This is a genomic window from Ferrovibrio sp. GW821-FHT12F09, from assembly GCF_058806775.1.
In genome coordinates, this window is sequence record NZ_JBXAPZ010000002.1 from 1,346,723 (window position 1) to 1,361,806 (window position 15,084).

A 15,084-nucleotide genomic window follows, 5' to 3' on the forward strand; every position below is an offset into this window, starting at 1 on the left:
GACTGTCCAATCGGGAGTTCCGATGGCAGCCGATAAGAAATTCTTATCGGTTAAAAATCAGGCTCGCAGCCTTTTTTCGCGCCGCTTCGCCTCGGCCGCCGCCATCTCGCGGGCGATCTCGGTCACCGCTTCGGCCAGATAGCTGTCGGGTTTGACCGGATAACAGGCATGGAAGTTCAGATCGGGCAGATTCTGTTCGGCCTTCACCACGCGCAGGCGTTTTTCCTGCAGCTCACGGCGGATGATCAGCGGCGGAATCGCCGAGATGCCGATGCCGTCGAGCGTCATGCGCACGATGGTGGAGAGCGACGCGTTGCCATACATGCGCAGGGCCGGCATGTCGGACCGCGTCATCATTTCACGGATGATGATATAGGGCCGGGTGTTGCGCGGATAGGTGATGATCGGCCAGCGCGCCAGGGTTGCCAGCGGCACCGGCTCGGCGCCCAGATCGAGCGACGGGCTGGCGATCCAGGCCAGCGGATAACTCGATAAAGCCACGTTTTTCATGCGCGGCTCGCTGATCGGCCCGAGCACGAAGGCGATGTCGAGCTGATGCGACAGCAGGCGTTCGCGCAACAGCGGCGAGGTATCGACCTCGATCTCGAGCGTCAGCGCCGGATAGACCGCATGCATGCGTTCGATCAGTTTGGACAGCCAGGTATGCACGATGGTCTCGGCCACGCCGAGGCGCACGATGCCGCGCATCGCCTTCTTCTCGCGCGCCGCATGCAGCAGGTCGGCATGCAACTGCAGCATGCGTTCGGCATAGGGCAGCAATTCGTTGCCCTTGGCCGTCAGCGCCACGCCGCGTGGCTCGCGGTCGAACAGCCGCACGCCGAATTCGGCTTCCAGCAGGGCGATGCGCTGCGACACCGCCGGCTGCGTCGTATTGAGTTTCTCGGCCGCGGAGCGGAAGCCGCCGAGATGGGCGACCCAGACGAAGGTTTCGAGATTGCGCAGGTCGGCCATGATGATATTCCGATGGAAACCGGAAAATACTATAAGCGCGGCTTATCGGGCCAAGGCAAGCGTCCGGGCAAGCCCCGCCCGGCCTGCCGCACTGCAACGAATGTTTCAATTCGTTAATTTATGAATCACTTGTTGCAAGGCCGGCCGAAGCACGGTTGAATGCCGCCCCATGGCCCCGTCCTCGCTTGCCGACCGCATTGCCGCCGCCTTTTCCGGCCTGCCGCCGCAGTTGCAGACGGCGGCGCGCTTCGTGCTGGAGCATCCCGACGATGTGGCGCTGCTGTCGATGCGCGAACAGGCCCGCCGTGCCGGCGTGCCGGCGGTGACCATGACGCGCCTCGCGCGCCAGCTCGGCTTTGCCGATTACGCCGCCTTCCGGGATCTGCAGGCCGCGGCGCTGCGGCGCGGCCCGGCCCCGGCGGGTGCCGGCTTCAGCGCCAAGGCCGGACAGTTGCAGCAGCGCCAGCAGCAGAGCGGCGAGGCCAAGCTGGCCGCCCAGATCGGCTGGGCCATGGCCGAGCATATCGCCGCCAGCCATGACGAGGCCGGCATCGCCAGCCTGATCGCCGCCGCCGCCCTGATCGACCGGGCGCGCCGGGTGTATTTCCTCGGCCTGCGCTCCTGCTACGCCGTGGCCTTCCAGGCGCAGTATGTCTACGGCCTGTTCCGCGACAACGGCCTGCTGCTGGACGGCGCCGGCGATACCGGCATCGATGCCCTGCGCCATGCCGGCGGCCAGGATGTGCTGCTGGTCACCAGCGTGGCGCCCTATGCCACCGCCACCATCGAACGCATGCAGTATGCCGCCGAACGCGGCTGCCAGATCGTGGCGATCACCGACAGCCGGGTCTCGCCGATTGCCGCGCGTGCGCGCCACGCCATCCTGGTGCCGACCGACACGCCCTCCTTCTTCCATGCCGTCACGCCTGCCTTTGCTGTAGCCGAAAGCCTGATCGCGCTGGTGGCGGCGCGGGCCGGCAACACGGCCCTGGATGCCATCGCCAATGCCGAGCATCAGCTCGGCGCCTTTTCCACCTACTGGTCCCGCAAACCGTCCCGCAGCAGAAAGTCGTAAGTCATGCCGAGCCGCATCCTCCATCGCAGCATCAACCATGCCTATCCGGTCGCCGTCGGCGGCGAAGGCATCCGCATCATCGACGCCAGCGGCAAGCAGTATATCGATGCCTCGGGCGGCGCCGCGGTGAGCTGCCTGGGCCATGGCCATCCCGACATCACCCGCGCCATGCACGAGCAGGCCGACAAGCTGGCCTTCGCCCATACCAGCTTCTTCACCACCGAGCCGGCCGAAAAGCTGGCCGACCGCCTGATCGAGACGGCACCCAAGGGTATCAGCCATGTCTATTACGTGTCGGGCGGCTCGGAGGCCATCGAGGCGGCTCTGAAGATGGCGCGGCAGTATCACGTCGAACGCGGCGAGCCGCAGCGCAAGCATTTCATCGCGCGGCGCCAGAGCTATCACGGCAACACGGTCGGCGCGCTGTCGGTGGGCGGCAATGCCTGGCGCCGCCAGCAGTTCGCCCCGATGCTGATCGAGGCGCATCATATCGCGCCGTGTTTTGAGTATCGCGACCGCCGCGATAACGAGACGGCGGAAGCCTACGGCCTGCGCGCCGCCAACGAGCTGGAAGCCAAGATCCTGGAGCTGGGCAAGGACAGCGTGATCGCCTTCGTCGCCGAACCGGTGGTGGGTGCGACGCTGGGCGCCGTCACGGCTGCGCCCGGCTACTTCAAGCGCATCCGCGAGATCTGCGACCAGTATGGCGTGCTGCTAATCCTCGATGAAGTGATGTGCGGCATGGGCCGCACCGGCACGCTGCATGCCTGCGAGCAGGACGGCATCGCGCCCGACATCATGACCATCGCCAAGGGCCTGGGCGGCGGCTACCAGCCGATCGGCGCCATCCTGCTGGGCCAGCATATCTTCGATGCGTTCAAGAACGGCTCCGGCTTCTTCCAGCATGGCCATACCTATCTGGGCCATCCGATGGCCTGCGCCGCGGCCCTGGCCGTGCAGCAGGTGATCGAACGCGACCATCTGCTGGACAATGTGAAAGCCATGGGCGCACATCTGATGGACCGCCTGCAGGACCGCTTCGGCAACCACCGCCATGTCGGCGATATCCGCGGCCGCGGCCTGTTCCAGGCCATCGAACTGGTGCAGGACCGCGCCAGCAAGGCAACCTTCGATCCGGCGAAGAAGCTGCATGCCCGCATCAAGCAGGAAGCCATGAAGCTGGGCCTGATGGTCTATCCGATGGGCGGCACCATCGACGGCCTGCATGGCGACCACGTGCTGCTCGCCCCGCCCTTCATCTGCACCAGCGCCGATATCGACCTGATCGTCGAAAAGCTGGGCGAGGCCGTCGACGTCTCGCTCAAGGCGGTGGCCTGATGTCCGGCCTGCCGATCGTTCCGGCCGTGCTGGCGCCGGCCGTCATCGCCGTGGCCCCCAATGGCGCCCGCAAGCTGAAGGCCGATCATCCGGCGGTGCCGCTGAGCGCCGACGAACTGGGCGTTTGCGCCGCGCAATGCCTGGAGGCCGGCGCATCCATGATCCACCTGCATGTGCGGGAACCGGCCAGCGGCCGACATTCGCTGGATGCCGACCTCTACCGCGCCGCCATCAAGGCGGTGCGGCGCGAGGCCGGTGAAGAGATCATCATCCAGGCGACCTCGGAAGCCGCCGGCGTCTATAACCGCCAGGAACAGATGGCGGCGATGCGGGCACTGATGCCGGAGGCCTGCAGCCTCGCCGTGCGCGAGATCCTGCCGGATGAAACCGCCGAGGCCGAGGGCGCTGCTTTCCTGGCCGAACTCTACAAGGCCGGCGTGATGATGCAGTACATCCTCTATGCCGCCGATGACGTGCAGCGCTTTCACGAGCTGAAAGCGCGCGGCATCATTCCGGGGAGCAAGCATTTCGTGCTGTTCGTGCTCGGCCGTTATACTGCCGGCCAGCGTTCGGAACCGAGCGACCTGCTGCCCTTCATGCATGACTGGACGGCGAGCGACGGCGAATTCGCGGTCTGCGCCTTCGGGCCGAAGGAATCGGCCTGCGCGCTGGCGGCGCTGGCGCTGAACGGCCATGCCCGTATCGGCTTCGAGAACAACACGCTGCTCAGCGACGGCACACCGGCGCCGGACAATGGCGCGCTGGTACGCCAGACGGTGACTCATGCCGGCGTGATGGGTCGCAGCATTGCCGATGCGGCAACGGCGCGGCATTACCTCCAGAATCTGCGTTAGGCAGCGCTCAGCGCGAAATCGTCCAGCGGCACTGGCGCGGGCCGGCCGGCAAGCGAGGCCGCGATCACTTCGGCCGAGCCGAAGGCCAGGGTGAAACCGAGCGCGCCATGGCCGACATTGAGCAGCAGGTTGTCGATGCCGCTGCCGTTCAGGATCGGCAGGCCCTTGGGCGTCGCCGGGCGCAGGCCGGTCCACGGCTCGATCTGCTGCCAGGTGGAGGCGGCGGGAAAGGTCTCGCGCGCCTGCTTGACCAGCTGGTTGAGACGGCTCGGGTCGATGCTGTCATTCATGCCGACGATATCGGCCATGCCGGCCACTCGCAGTTTTTCGCCCAGCCGGGCATAGACCACCTTGTGGTCGGTATCGGTGATCGAAACCCGCGGAGCGGCATCGTCGCGCGCAATCGGCAGCGACAGGCTGTAGCCCTTGATCGGGTAGATCGGCAGATCGAGGCCGGCGGTGAGACCCAGGCGCCGGCTGGCGACGCCAGCGGCCAGCACATAGGCATCGGCCTCCAGCACATTGCCGTCGGTGGTTTCCACGCCGAGCAGGCGATGGCCGGCACGCAGCAGGCGGCGCACCCGGGCGCCGTAGACGAATGTCACGCCACTGTTGTCGCCGGTGAGCAGGCTTTCGATGCCCATGCACAGGCGATAGGGATCGCCGGCTTCCTCGCTGGGCGTATAGACGCCGCCATGGATGCGATGCGCGATGCTTTTCAGCGCCGGTTCGACGGCGAGGCAGGCATCGCGGTCCAGCACCTGCTGCACGCTGCCAAGGCGGCTCTGGTAGTCGACCTGCGCGCGGGCGCCATCGAGGCCGGCCGCATCGCCCTGCAGCACCAGCTTGCCGGCGCGGTTCCAGACGAAATCGAGACCATGGATGTCGTTGGCGGCATGCAGCACGTCACGACTTAAATAGGCCAGCCGCAGCAGCTTGTCGGTGGTGGCGTAAGCCTCCTGCCGGTTGCAGGCGGCCATGAATTTCAGCAGCCAGCGATACTGGAACAGCTCCAGCGTCGGGCGGAAACGCACCGGCGAGCTGCGGCCGAACAGGTATTTCGGCAGGTCGAACCATACCGACGGCGCTGCCAGCGGCGCGACATAGGAATAGCTGAGCTGGGCGCCATTGGCGTGACTCGCGCCCTGGGCGGTTGCCGGCGCACGATCGACCACGGTGACGCGATGGCCGTCGCGGGCGAGGCGCCAGGCGGTTGTCATGCCCACCACGCCCGAGCCGATCACCACGATGTTCATGCCAGACTCCGATTGCGCCGCCGCGGGGAGATGCGGCGAGCGTCCCGTACAAGCTAGGCGCGCAGAGGGCATCGTCGCCACTGCCGTTGCAGGCATGGTCCATAACATTGGGTTATGCCAACCCTTGGGGAAAATTCACCACAGCGCTACAGTGTCGCTACAGTGCGCCTCGCACACACGCCGGATCAGACATGCAACTCCGCCATCTCGAAGTCTTCCACGCCATCATGCTGACCGGCACGATCACGGCGGCGGCCAAGCTGCTGAATATCTCGCAGCCCGCCGCCACCCGCCTGCTGCTGCGCGCCGAGGACCAGCTCGGCTATCGCCTGTTCGACCGCGTGAAAGGCCGCCTGCTGCCGACACGCGAGGGCCAGGTGCTGCATGCCGAAAGCGAGCGCATCATCAGCGGCCTGGACAACCTGCGCAAACTCTCGCGCAACCTGGGCGCCGCCACCACCGGGCATCTGCGTATCGCTGCGGCGCCAGCGCTGTGCATCGACCTGATCCCGCTGGCGATCACCAAATTCCGCCAGAAGCATGCCGATGTCAGTTTCGAGGTGGAGACACGGCAATATGCCGATCTGGTGCGGGTCGTGCTGAACCACGAGGTGGACTTAGGGATCGGCTTCGACGTGCAGCCGCATCCCGGCCTGGACATCCAGACCCTGGCGGCGGCGCAGTTCTACGGGATTTTCCCCAAGGCGATGGAACCGCAGTTGACGCCGACGGTGAAGATCGACTGGTTCCGCCGGCATCCCTTCATCGGCCTGCGCAGCGACGATCCGCTGGGCGCCGCCTTCGGCGCCGCGGTCAAGCTCTCGGATGTGGAATTGCGGCCGATTGTCGAGGTCAAAACCAACCAGATCGCACTTTCCCTGGTTTCCCGCGGCGCCGGCGCCGCCATCGTCGACCAGTATACCGCCGCCGCCCATGATCCGGCCCTGGTAACGGCCCGTCCGCTGCAGCCGGTCATCGGCTTTTCGGTGCAGGCGATTCGCGCCAAACACCAGCCCGCCTCGGTGCTGGCGCGCAAGTTCATAGCCCTTTTGGCACAGACCGAAAAAAGCGTTTCAGCCGCACTGGCAGCGGCAAAACGGCCACAACGGGCTTGACGGGACCGGCCCTGCCGGTATCCATACCACTGGGTTATGGGACAGGCACCGATACGCATGGCGGAACCGACAGGCTTTCCGCTATCACAGGGCGGTGCGCGGAGCGGGCCAGGGCTGCAACGGGGTGCAGCCGGGCCGACATGAGCGCTCCGCATCTGTCCGATCCCGCCGCCATCATGCGGCATTCAACGGCTCATTACGGCAGTCGCCAATCTCGGCGACTGCTCCCTACGGAGGAGAAGTGATCATGCAGTTTGCTAACAAGCTTGCGATGGGTGCGCTCGGCGCCGCCCTGCTGGCCGCCCTGCCGGGCGCCGGCATGGCGCAGCAGAAGTTCGTCACCATCGGCACCGGCGGCGTGACCGGCGTGTACTACGCTGCCGGCGGCGCGATCTGCCGCCTGCTCAACAAGGACCGCAAGGTCCACGGCATCCGTTGTTCGGTCGAATCGACCGGCGGCTCGGGCTACAACATCAACACCATCAAGGGTGGCGAGCTCGATTTCGGCGCCGCCCAGTCAGACGTGCATTACCAGGCGCTGAAGGGCGTCGGCCCGTTCAAGGATGCCGGCGAATTCAAGGAACTGCGCTCGGTCTTCTCGCTGCATCCGGAGCCCTTCACGGTGCTGGCCCGCAAGGAAGCCAACATCACCAAGTTCGAGGACTTCAAGGGCAAGCGCTTCAACGTGGGCAATCCCGGTTCGGGCACCCGCAACTCGCTGGAAGAGTTCATCGGCGCCCTGGGCTGGAAGCTCAGCGACTTTGCGCTCGCCTCCGAGCTGAAGGCCGATGAGCATGGCCCGGCGCTGTGCGACAACAAGATCGACGGCTTCTTCTACGGCGTCGGCCATCCCTCGGCCAACATCCAGGACCCGACCACGAGCTGCGGCGCCAAGCTGGTCTCGATCACGGGCCCGGCCGTCGACAAGCTGGTTGCTGCCAATTCGTACTATGCCAAGGCCACCATCCCGGCCGGCCTGTACAGCAACAACCCGCAGGCGACCACCACCTACGGCGTGCTGGCCACCCTGGTCTCGTCGTCCAAGGTCGACACCGAGACCGTGTACCAGCTGGTCAAGGCCACCTTCGAGAATTTCGAAGAGTTCAAGAAGCTGCATCCGGCCTTCGCCGCCCTCGACCCGAAGGCGATGATCAAGGACGGCAATTCGGCCCCGCTGCATGACGGCGCGGTGAAGTACTACAAGGAGAAGGGCTGGATGTAATCCGGCCTGCGATGGGCGGCCCTGCCACCAATATCGGCCGGGCCGCCCATTCTCTATGACGGCAGGCAGCCGTCATCCCGCCCACGGGCGGCACAAAATCCACAATCCGGTGAGTTACCATGACTAGCAAATCCCAAGGTGCGGGCGAAAACATCCCGCAGAATGTCGATCTCGACGCGCTCGTCGAGATGGCAGACCGCGGCGGCCGCCATCCCGGCCCGATCGTCACCAAAGCCATCGCCTTCACCGCCATCGCCTGGTCGCTGTTCCAGTTGTGGTATGCCTCGCCGCTGCCCTTCATCTTCCATATCGGCATCTTCAACGACACCGAAGCGCGCTGCATCCATCTCGCCTTCGCGCTGTTCCTCGCCTTCGCCGCCTATCCGGCCAGCGCCAAAGCGCCGCGCGACCGCATCCCGGCCTATGACTGGATCTTCATCGGCCTGTCGATTGCCGCCGTGCTCTATCTCGTCGTGTTCTACCGCGCCCTGGCCACCCGGCCCGGCCTGCCGACGCCGGCCGACATCACGGTATCGGTGATCGGCGTGCTGGTGCTGCTGGAGGCCTCACGTCGCGCCGACGGCATCTGGATGCCGATCACCTGCATCATCCTGCTGGTCTATGTCTTCACCGGCCCCTGGCTGCCCGAGATGATCTCGCACAAGGGCGCGTCCCTGAACCGTGCGGCCTCGCAGTTCTGGCTTACCACCGAAGGCGTCTTCGGTGTGGCGCTCGGCGTTTCCACCGCTTTCATCTTCCTGTTCGTGCTGTTCGGCGCGCTGCTGGAGAAAGCCGGCGCCGGCAACTATTTCATCCAGGTCGCCTTCTCGCTGCTCGGCCAGTTCCGTGGCGGCCCGGCCAAGGCCGGCGTGGTGTCGTCGGGCCTGACCGGCATGATCTCGGGCTCGTCGGTCGCCAATGTGGTGACCACCGGCACCTTCACCATCCCGCTGATGAAACGCGTCGGCTACAAGCCGGTGCAGGCCGCCGCCATTGAATCGGCCGCCGGCGTCAACGGACAGCTGATGCCGCCGGTGATGGGCGCCGCCGCCTTCATCATGGCTGAATATGTCGGCATCCCCTATTCGCAGGTGGTGAAGCATGCCTTCCTGCCGGCGATCATGACCTACGGCGCGCTGTTCTACATCGTCGATATCGAGGCGATGAAGGCCGGCATGAAGGGCATTCCGCTCACCCGCACGCGCAGCATCGCGTCATCGGCCCTGCGCGGCCTGATGACGATCTGCGGCTTCATCATCCTCTGCGGCATCGTCAAATACGGCCTGGGCTGGATGGTCGACGTCTTCGGCGGCGCCGCCACCTGGATCGCCCTGGTGCTGCTGGTGATCGCCTATGCCGGCCTGGTGCGCCTGCGCGCCAAGAACCCGGACCTGCCGATCGACGATCCGACCCAGCCCCTGGTCACCGTGCCCGATTTCTTCGAGACGGCGCGCACCGGCCTGCATTACCTGCTGCCGGTCGGGGTGCTGATCTGGTGCCTGATGATCGAGGAACTGTCGCCCGGCCTGTCGGCCTTCTGGGGCTGCGTGGCCATGGCGGCCGTGGTGCTGACCCAGCATCCGCTGACCGCGTTCTTCCGCAAGGAAGGCGAGATGGCGGCGCGCTGGAAACAGGGCTGGACCGATTTTGTCAGCGGTCTGGAAACCGGCGGCCGCAACATGGCTGCTGTCGGCATCGCCACCGCAGCCGCCGGCATCATCGTCGGCACCGTGACGCTGACCGGCATCGGCCTCGTGCTGGTGGAAGTGGTCGAGTTCCTCTCGGCCGGCAACTTCGTCATCATGCTGATGCTGGTGGCTGTCATCAACATCGTGCTGGGCACCGGCCTGCCGACCACGGCCAGCTATGTCGTCGTCGCCACGCTGATGGCACCGGTGGTGGTGGAAATCGCCCAGCTGAACGACCTGATCGTGCCGCTGATCGCCGTGCATATGTTCGTCTTCTACTTCGGCCTGATGGCCGACGTCTCGCCGCCGGTGGGCCTGGCCGCCTATGCCGCCGGCGCGATTGCCGGCGCCGACCCGATGAAGGTGGGCTGGCAGGCGACGATCTATGAATCACGCACTGCCGTGCTGCCCTTCATGTTCATCTTCAACACCCAGTTGTTGATGATCGATGTGGGCGGCGTGGGCGAATTCCTCGTCGTGGTCATCTGCGCCACCATTGCCATGGGCGCCTTCGTGGCGGCCACCCAGCGCTGGCTGCTGACCAAATGCAGCTGGGCGGAAGTGGTCCTGCTGCTGCTGGTCTGCTTCACCTTGCTGCGGCCGAATTACTGGATGGATCAGATCATCCCGCCGTACCAGGATGTGCCGGCCGCCCAGTTCCTGCAGGTGGTCGACCGGACCCCGGCCGGCGATGCCGTGCGCTTCCGCCTGCTGGCGCAGGATCGCGATGGCGACGATGTCGAGAAGTCGATCCGCCTGAATCTGGCCAGCGGCACCACGGCGGCCGAGAAACTGCAGGCCGCCGGCATCGCCGTGACCCAGCAGGGCGACCGCTTCGTCGTCGGCTCGGTGCGGCCGAGTTCGGAAGCCGCCAAGCTGCAGGTGCGCGCCGGCAACGCGGTGATCGGGGTGAAGGTGCCCAATCCGCGCCCCAATCCCTACTGGGTCGCAGCGCCGGCCATTCTGCTCTACGGCCTGATCATCCTGTGGCAGATCCGCCGCCGCCGGATCGATCAGGGAGTGGCGCAAGCCGCCTGATCGGCGTAAAAAACGGTCCCATGAAGACCGTCATTCTCTGTTCGGGTGGCATCGACTCTGTCACCCTGGCCTACAAAGTGGCGGTCGAGCGCAAGCTCGACCGCCTCATTTCTTTCGACTATGGCCAGCGCCATCGCCGCGAGATCGAACATGCCGCGCGGATCGCCGCCGAACTTGGCGCGCGCCATGACGTGGTGGATATCGCCGGGCTGGGCCGTTTCCTCACCTCCTCGTCGCTGATCAGCGGCGGCGATGCGGTGCCGGACGGGCACTATGCCCAGGACAACATGAAGTCCACCGTGGTGCCCAACCGCAACGCCATCATGCTGAGCATCGCCTTCGGCATCGCCGCCGGCGCCAAGGCCGAAGCCGTCGGCATCGCCGTGCACAGTGGCGACCATTTCATCTATCCCGACTGCCGTCCGGCTTTCGTCGATGCCTTCCGCGCCATGCAGGACTGCGCACTGGAAGACATGTGGGAGATCGAGCTTTACGCGCCTTTCACCGGCACCGACAAGGCCGGCATCGTCGCCGAAGGGTCACGGCTCGGCGTGCCTTATGACCTGACCTGGAGCTGCTACAAGGGCGGCGAAAGACATTGCGGCCGCTGCGGTACCTGCGTGGAACGGCGCGAAGCCTTCCATCTGGCCGATGTGCCCGACCCGACGCAGTACGAGGATGCCGATTACTGGCTGCAGGCCATCGCTGACATGAAGGCGAAACGCGGCGTTTAGGCCGCCGCGATGCCCAGCCGCTGGTCGCGGTCGCGCAGCAGCCGGATCACCGGAATGCTGAGCAGCACCATCCACAGCTTGCCGATGATCTGGCCGCCGAGATAATCGAGGCTGCCGAAGGCAAGCTGCAGGAAGACCACGGAATCGACACAGAGCCCGACCAGGCTGGACAGCAGCACGGCGCGGATCAGGCCGCGCTTCTGCAGCGGCGTGTAGACGGCGAAATCGGCCAGTTCGGACAGCAGGAAGGCGGCAACGCTCGCCGCCACCAGCGCCGGCGGCGCCACCAGACCGGAGAGCGCCGCGCCCACGATGATGGCGCCAAGCGTCCAGCCCTTGCCCAGGCGGCGCTGCACCAGATCGCGCAGCACCAGCGCCAGGCCGATCATCAGCACCCCGCTGGGCGCCGTGATACCGAAGGGCGCGACCGGGATCAGGCAGGGCCCTTTCGGGATGCAGACAGTACCGACATTGCCGATCAGCCAGTTGGCCGCCGGCACGCAGGCGATAAAGGCGGCGAGATAGGCAAAGCCCTCGAAACGCTGGCGATCCATGATCCTGGTCCCTGAATGAAAACGCGCGGCGGGATATACGGCCAGCCCCGGCCGGAGGCAAGCCCGGCCGGATTAGCCTTTGATCTGCCTGATCTTTTCCTTAGGCGGCCGAGACGCTGGCCCAGGGCTGGGCGATCTCGACCATGCCGCTGCAGAGGCCGTCGGCCCCGAACATCACCGCCGCCGGACAGGCGTAATGCAGCGGCAGCGGATCGCGGCGTTTCGGCACCGCGCCGGGGAAGCGCGCCTTCACGGCCTCCTGCACGCCATGGTCATGCTGCGGATCGTACCAGGGCTGCCCCATCACGCTGGCATCGATGCGCGGCTGATGGAACGCGGCTTCCAGCGGCATGCCGTAATCGACCAGGAAGGAAAGGATCTGCATGACCGCCGGCATGATGCGGCGACCGCCGGAAGCGCCGACCGCAAGCCAGGGCTTGCCGTTATCGAGCACCAAGGTGGGCAGCATGTTGCTCAAGGGACGCTTGCCGGCGCCGATCGAATTGGGATTGCCCGGGCGGGTGTCGAACCACATGATGCCGTTGTTCATGGTGATGCCGCTGGCCGGCAGCATGGTGCAGCTGCCGAAAGCGGCCAGCAGCGTTTGCGTCACCGCCACCATGTTGCCATCGCCATCGACGATGCAGAAATTGCTGGTGCAGCTTTTGCCATTATCGGCATCGCCCATGCCGGCCAGCCGCTTCTCGTAGGCCGCCGTCAGGCCCTCGATATAGGCGACATAGCTCTGGGCACTCAGGCCCTTGCGGTCGAGCTTCGGCCCGGCGACTTCGAAGGCGTCGCGCAGGGACGGGCCGGCGGTGAGATTGGGCGGCAGCAGCACGGTCTTGCCGCCATACTCATACCGCAGCGGCTCGAGCAGCCGGGCGCGATAGCCGCTCAGATCGGCGGCGGAAATCTTCGAACCGCCGGCTGCCAGATCGGCAAGGATGCTCTTCGCCAGCTCGCCTTCATAAAAGTCGCGCGCGCCGGCCTTGGCCAGACGCTCCAGCGTGGCATGCAGGGCGTCGTTTTTCAGATAGCCGCCGGCTTCGGCGCTGGGCGGCAGGCCATCGGCGAGGAAGACCGCCTTTGCTGCCGGCGACTTGATGAGGTTGCGCGCTGCGCCGGTGACCTGCAGGCTGAGGAACCAGTCGGCTTCCATGCCGCGCTGTGCCAGCGCGATGGCCGGCGCCAGCAGTTCGGCCCAACTGCGAGTGCCAAAGGTTTCGAGCGCCAGCCGCATGCCGTCGACCACGCCGGGCACGGCCATCGAGGAATAGCCGTAGATGTTACGGTCCTCCAGCACGCTCGGCCAGCCGAACATGCTGTCATCCTGGCCGCCCGCCAGCGGGTAGTCGGCCGGATCGAGCCCGGACGCACTGATCGCACTGAAATCGATCACATGTGCCTTTTTTGCCTTCGCATCCCAGACCTGCATATAGCCGATGCCGCCAACACCGCTCATCCATGGCTCCAGCACGCCGAGCGCGAAGGAGGTGGCGACCGCGGCGTCGATGGCGTTGCCACCGGCGCGCAGCACCTCGGCGCCCACATCGGCCGCCTTCTGGTTCTGGGCCGCGACAACGCCGCGACGGCTGCTGGCCGCGGATTTGCGGAACTGCAGGGTACGATTGAGATTCGAGGACATGGCGAGACTCTTCCGTTTTTAGAAATTACTCGGCGGCGAAGGGATCGGCGACGCGCGGCCAGTAGGGTCCACGCACCTTCTGGAACGGGATATCGGCGAAGTCCGAGCGCATGGCGCCCGGCGCTTCCACATGCAGGATCTCTCCTGCAATCGGCGCGAAGCCGGCATGGAAATGCTGGGTCGATTTCACCACGATGATCGCCTTGGCCTTCACATCGATGCCGAACTGCTCGAACGCGCCGGGATGGAAGGTCTGCGTGCGCGTGGAAATCAGCACCAGATCGATATCGCCCGCCAGCTGCACCCAGACTGCATCGCCAATCGGCACTGCGCCGCTCAGGGCCGGCTGCATGCCATCGGTGATGATACGCTTGACCGTCACCGTCAGATCGAGCGGATCGCCCGAGGTCGGTCCGCATTTGCCGCCGAGCCGCAATGCGAAGGTGGCGCCTTCGCCGGCATCGCGGCAGAAGCGCACCGCCATCGGATCCCAGTACAGGCCGCTCACCACATTCCCGATGCCGCGTTCGATGATGCGGCGCAGGATGAAGGTGGCATCGCCGGCAGCACCGCCGCCGGGATTATCGGTCACATCGGCCAGCACCACCGGGTGCTTCGCCGTGGCCGCCGTGGCGCGATCCAGCGCCGCATCGATGCTGAGATTCCGTGCCGCCGTCTGTTCGCGCAGGCTCCAGATCTTTTTACCGAAGCGCTCCGCGGTGGCTGCGGCCCTGGCGGCATCGCCATCGGCGATGACGATCATCTTGGCGGTGGCGTCGGGCACGTCCTGCATCGGGAAGCCATGGGCAAAGGAGACGGAAAGGATGCCGTCCTTGCCTTCCTGCGCCTTCATTTCGCTGACAAAGGAGGTCATCGGCTCCAGCGGCGTGCGCCACAGGTTGATCATGCGGGTATCGAACACCGCCATCACCGGCTTCGCCGTGCCCTGATGCTTGGCCAGCAGGATATCGTAGAGCTCCTGGGCCCGCTCCTTGCTGTCGATATGGGGATATTCCTTGAAGGTGATCAGCGCATCGGCATTCTGCAGCATCTTTTCCGTGATCGAGCAATGCAGATCCAGCTCGGCGCCGACGGCGGCCTTGGGCCCGACGATCTGCCGCGCCTGTTCCAGCAGGTCGCCTTCGCAGTCGTCATACCCATCGGCCACCATGGCGCCATGCATGCTGAACAGCACAATGTCGACCGGCATGGCAGCTTTCAGATCGTCCAGGATTTCGTCGCGGAAGCCCTCGTAAACCTTGCGCACGGTGATTCCGGCCGGCTGGGCGAAGGCCGAGAGGCTTTCCGCCACCTGGGCCTGCTGGGCCTCGGCATTGCGGCGCCAGACATGCAACGGGGCCGAGAACAGGTTTTCCGGCCGTTTGGTTGCATCGCCGCGGTACAGCATCCATTCCCGGAAGCCTTCCTCGGCCGTGGGCAGCGGCGAGAAGGTGTTGGTCTCGGTGCCGAGACAGGCGATGAAGACTTTCATCAGGCGTTCTCCCGTTTGCGGCAAATCCCGGAACCGTCACGAGTCTTCGTCATGGACCAATGTCTCCTGGTTATACAGAGGCCGCCATGGCAACAGGC

At 65.6% G+C, this 15,084-nt stretch carries 12 protein-coding genes; 7 read left to right on the forward strand and 5 right to left on the reverse strand.

The window, feature by feature from the left end:
- Window positions 1-57: 57 nt before the first annotated feature.
- Window positions 58-972 (reverse strand): LysR family transcriptional regulator, encoded by a 915-nt coding sequence (locus tag AC1ROB_RS19625; protein ID WP_492969421.1) that lies wholly within the window; start codon window positions 970-972, stop codon window positions 58-60.
- A 169-nt stretch (window positions 973-1,141) separates the two neighbouring features.
- On the opposite strand from AC1ROB_RS19625, the gene AC1ROB_RS19630 reads away from it, so the two are divergent.
- The 3 genes from AC1ROB_RS19630 to AC1ROB_RS19640 are packed head-to-tail and all read left to right on the forward strand — an operon-like array spanning window position 1,142 to window position 4,239.
- Window positions 1,142-2,047, forward strand: a complete 906-nt coding sequence (locus tag AC1ROB_RS19630; protein ID WP_492969420.1) for a MurR/RpiR family transcriptional regulator — start codon at window positions 1,142-1,144, stop codon at window positions 2,045-2,047.
- Window positions 2,048-2,050: 3 nt separating this feature from the next.
- Window positions 2,051-3,385, forward strand: a complete 1,335-nt coding sequence (locus AC1ROB_RS19635) for an aspartate aminotransferase family protein (RefSeq protein ID WP_492969419.1) — start codon at window positions 2,051-2,053, stop codon at window positions 3,383-3,385.
- The gene (locus tag AC1ROB_RS19640) at window positions 3,385-4,239 is read left to right on the forward strand and encodes a beta-keto acid cleavage family enzyme (RefSeq protein WP_492969418.1); all 855 of its coding nucleotides are present in this window, start codon (window positions 3,385-3,387) and stop codon (window positions 4,237-4,239) included. Before AC1ROB_RS19635 ends, AC1ROB_RS19640 begins: the two co-directional genes overlap by 1 nt.
- Here AC1ROB_RS19640 and AC1ROB_RS19645 read toward each other — a convergent pair.
- Window positions 4,236-5,495, reverse strand: coding sequence for a D-amino acid dehydrogenase (locus AC1ROB_RS19645; protein WP_492969417.1), 1,260 nt, complete (start codon window positions 5,493-5,495; stop codon window positions 4,236-4,238). The genes AC1ROB_RS19640 and AC1ROB_RS19645 overlap by 4 nt on opposite strands.
- A gap of 191 nt (window positions 5,496-5,686) precedes the next feature.
- Between AC1ROB_RS19645 and AC1ROB_RS19650 the strand changes: the two genes are divergently transcribed.
- From AC1ROB_RS19650 to queC, 4 genes are all read left to right on the forward strand, one after another.
- Window positions 5,687-6,610: a LysR family transcriptional regulator gene (locus tag AC1ROB_RS19650; protein ID WP_492969416.1), complete on the forward strand. Its 924-nt coding sequence runs from the start codon at window positions 5,687-5,689 to the stop codon at window positions 6,608-6,610.
- A 247-nt stretch (window positions 6,611-6,857) separates the two neighbouring features.
- Window positions 6,858-7,832 carry a TAXI family TRAP transporter solute-binding subunit gene (locus tag AC1ROB_RS19655; RefSeq protein ID WP_492969415.1) on the forward strand — a complete coding sequence of 325 codons (975 nt, stop codon included), beginning with the start codon at window positions 6,858-6,860 and terminating at the stop codon, window positions 7,830-7,832.
- Between the two features lie 119 nt (window positions 7,833-7,951).
- Window positions 7,952-10,558 (forward strand): TRAP transporter permease, encoded by a 2,607-nt coding sequence (locus tag AC1ROB_RS19660; RefSeq protein WP_492969414.1) that lies wholly within the window; start codon window positions 7,952-7,954, stop codon window positions 10,556-10,558.
- Between the two features lie 20 nt (window positions 10,559-10,578).
- Window positions 10,579-11,292 carry a 7-cyano-7-deazaguanine synthase QueC gene (gene queC, locus AC1ROB_RS19665; RefSeq protein WP_492969413.1) on the forward strand — a complete coding sequence of 238 codons (714 nt, stop codon included), beginning with the start codon at window positions 10,579-10,581 and terminating at the stop codon, window positions 11,290-11,292.
- On the opposite strand, the gene AC1ROB_RS19670 is transcribed toward queC, so the two are convergent.
- The 3 genes from AC1ROB_RS19670 to AC1ROB_RS19680 form a co-directional block, all read right to left on the reverse strand.
- Window positions 11,289-11,846: a VUT family protein gene (locus AC1ROB_RS19670; RefSeq protein WP_492969412.1), complete on the reverse strand. Its 558-nt coding sequence runs from the start codon at window positions 11,844-11,846 to the stop codon at window positions 11,289-11,291. The two genes, queC and AC1ROB_RS19670, sit on opposite strands and share 4 nt — an antisense overlap.
- Before the next feature lie 100 nt (window positions 11,847-11,946).
- Window positions 11,947-13,494 carry a gamma-glutamyltransferase family protein gene (locus tag AC1ROB_RS19675; RefSeq protein ID WP_492969411.1) on the reverse strand — a complete coding sequence of 516 codons (1,548 nt, stop codon included), beginning with the start codon at window positions 13,492-13,494 and terminating at the stop codon, window positions 11,947-11,949.
- Window positions 13,495-13,519: 25 nt separating this feature from the next.
- Complete coding sequence (locus tag AC1ROB_RS19680; RefSeq protein WP_492969410.1) at window positions 13,520-14,986, reverse strand: M81 family metallopeptidase; 1,467 nt, start codon at window positions 14,984-14,986, stop codon at window positions 13,520-13,522.
- Between the last annotated feature and the right edge of the window lie 98 nt (window positions 14,987-15,084).

Bases quoted from the DNA above. Each gene is read 5' to 3' on its own strand.
- AC1ROB_RS19640 (WP_492969418.1), top strand. From the start codon at position 3,385: ATGTCCGGCCTGCCGATCGTTCCGGCCGTGCTGGCGCCGGCCGTCATC.
- AC1ROB_RS19650 (WP_492969416.1), top strand. From the start codon at position 5,687: ATGCAACTCCGCCATCTCGAAGTCTTCCACGCCATCATGCTGACCGGC.
- AC1ROB_RS19625 (WP_492969421.1), bottom strand. From the start codon at position 972: ATGGCCGACCTGCGCAATCTCGAAACCTTCGTCTGGGTCGCCCATCTC.
- AC1ROB_RS19675 (WP_492969411.1), bottom strand. From the start codon at position 13,494: ATGTCCTCGAATCTCAATCGTACCCTGCAGTTCCGCAAATCCGCGGCC.
- AC1ROB_RS19680 (WP_492969410.1), bottom strand. From the start codon at position 14,986: ATGAAAGTCTTCATCGCCTGTCTCGGCACCGAGACCAACACCTTCTCG.
- AC1ROB_RS19630 (WP_492969420.1), top strand. From the start codon at position 1,142: ATGGCCCCGTCCTCGCTTGCCGACCGCATTGCCGCCGCCTTTTCCGGC.
- AC1ROB_RS19645 (WP_492969417.1), bottom strand. From the start codon at position 5,495: ATGAACATCGTGGTGATCGGCTCGGGCGTGGTGGGCATGACAACCGCC.
- AC1ROB_RS19660 (WP_492969414.1), top strand. From the start codon at position 7,952: ATGACTAGCAAATCCCAAGGTGCGGGCGAAAACATCCCGCAGAATGTC.
- queC (WP_492969413.1), top strand. From the start codon at position 10,579: ATGAAGACCGTCATTCTCTGTTCGGGTGGCATCGACTCTGTCACCCTG.
- AC1ROB_RS19655 (WP_492969415.1), top strand. From the start codon at position 6,858: ATGCAGTTTGCTAACAAGCTTGCGATGGGTGCGCTCGGCGCCGCCCTG.
- AC1ROB_RS19635 (WP_492969419.1), top strand. From the start codon at position 2,051: ATGCCGAGCCGCATCCTCCATCGCAGCATCAACCATGCCTATCCGGTC.
- AC1ROB_RS19670 (WP_492969412.1), bottom strand. From the start codon at position 11,846: ATGGATCGCCAGCGTTTCGAGGGCTTTGCCTATCTCGCCGCCTTTATC.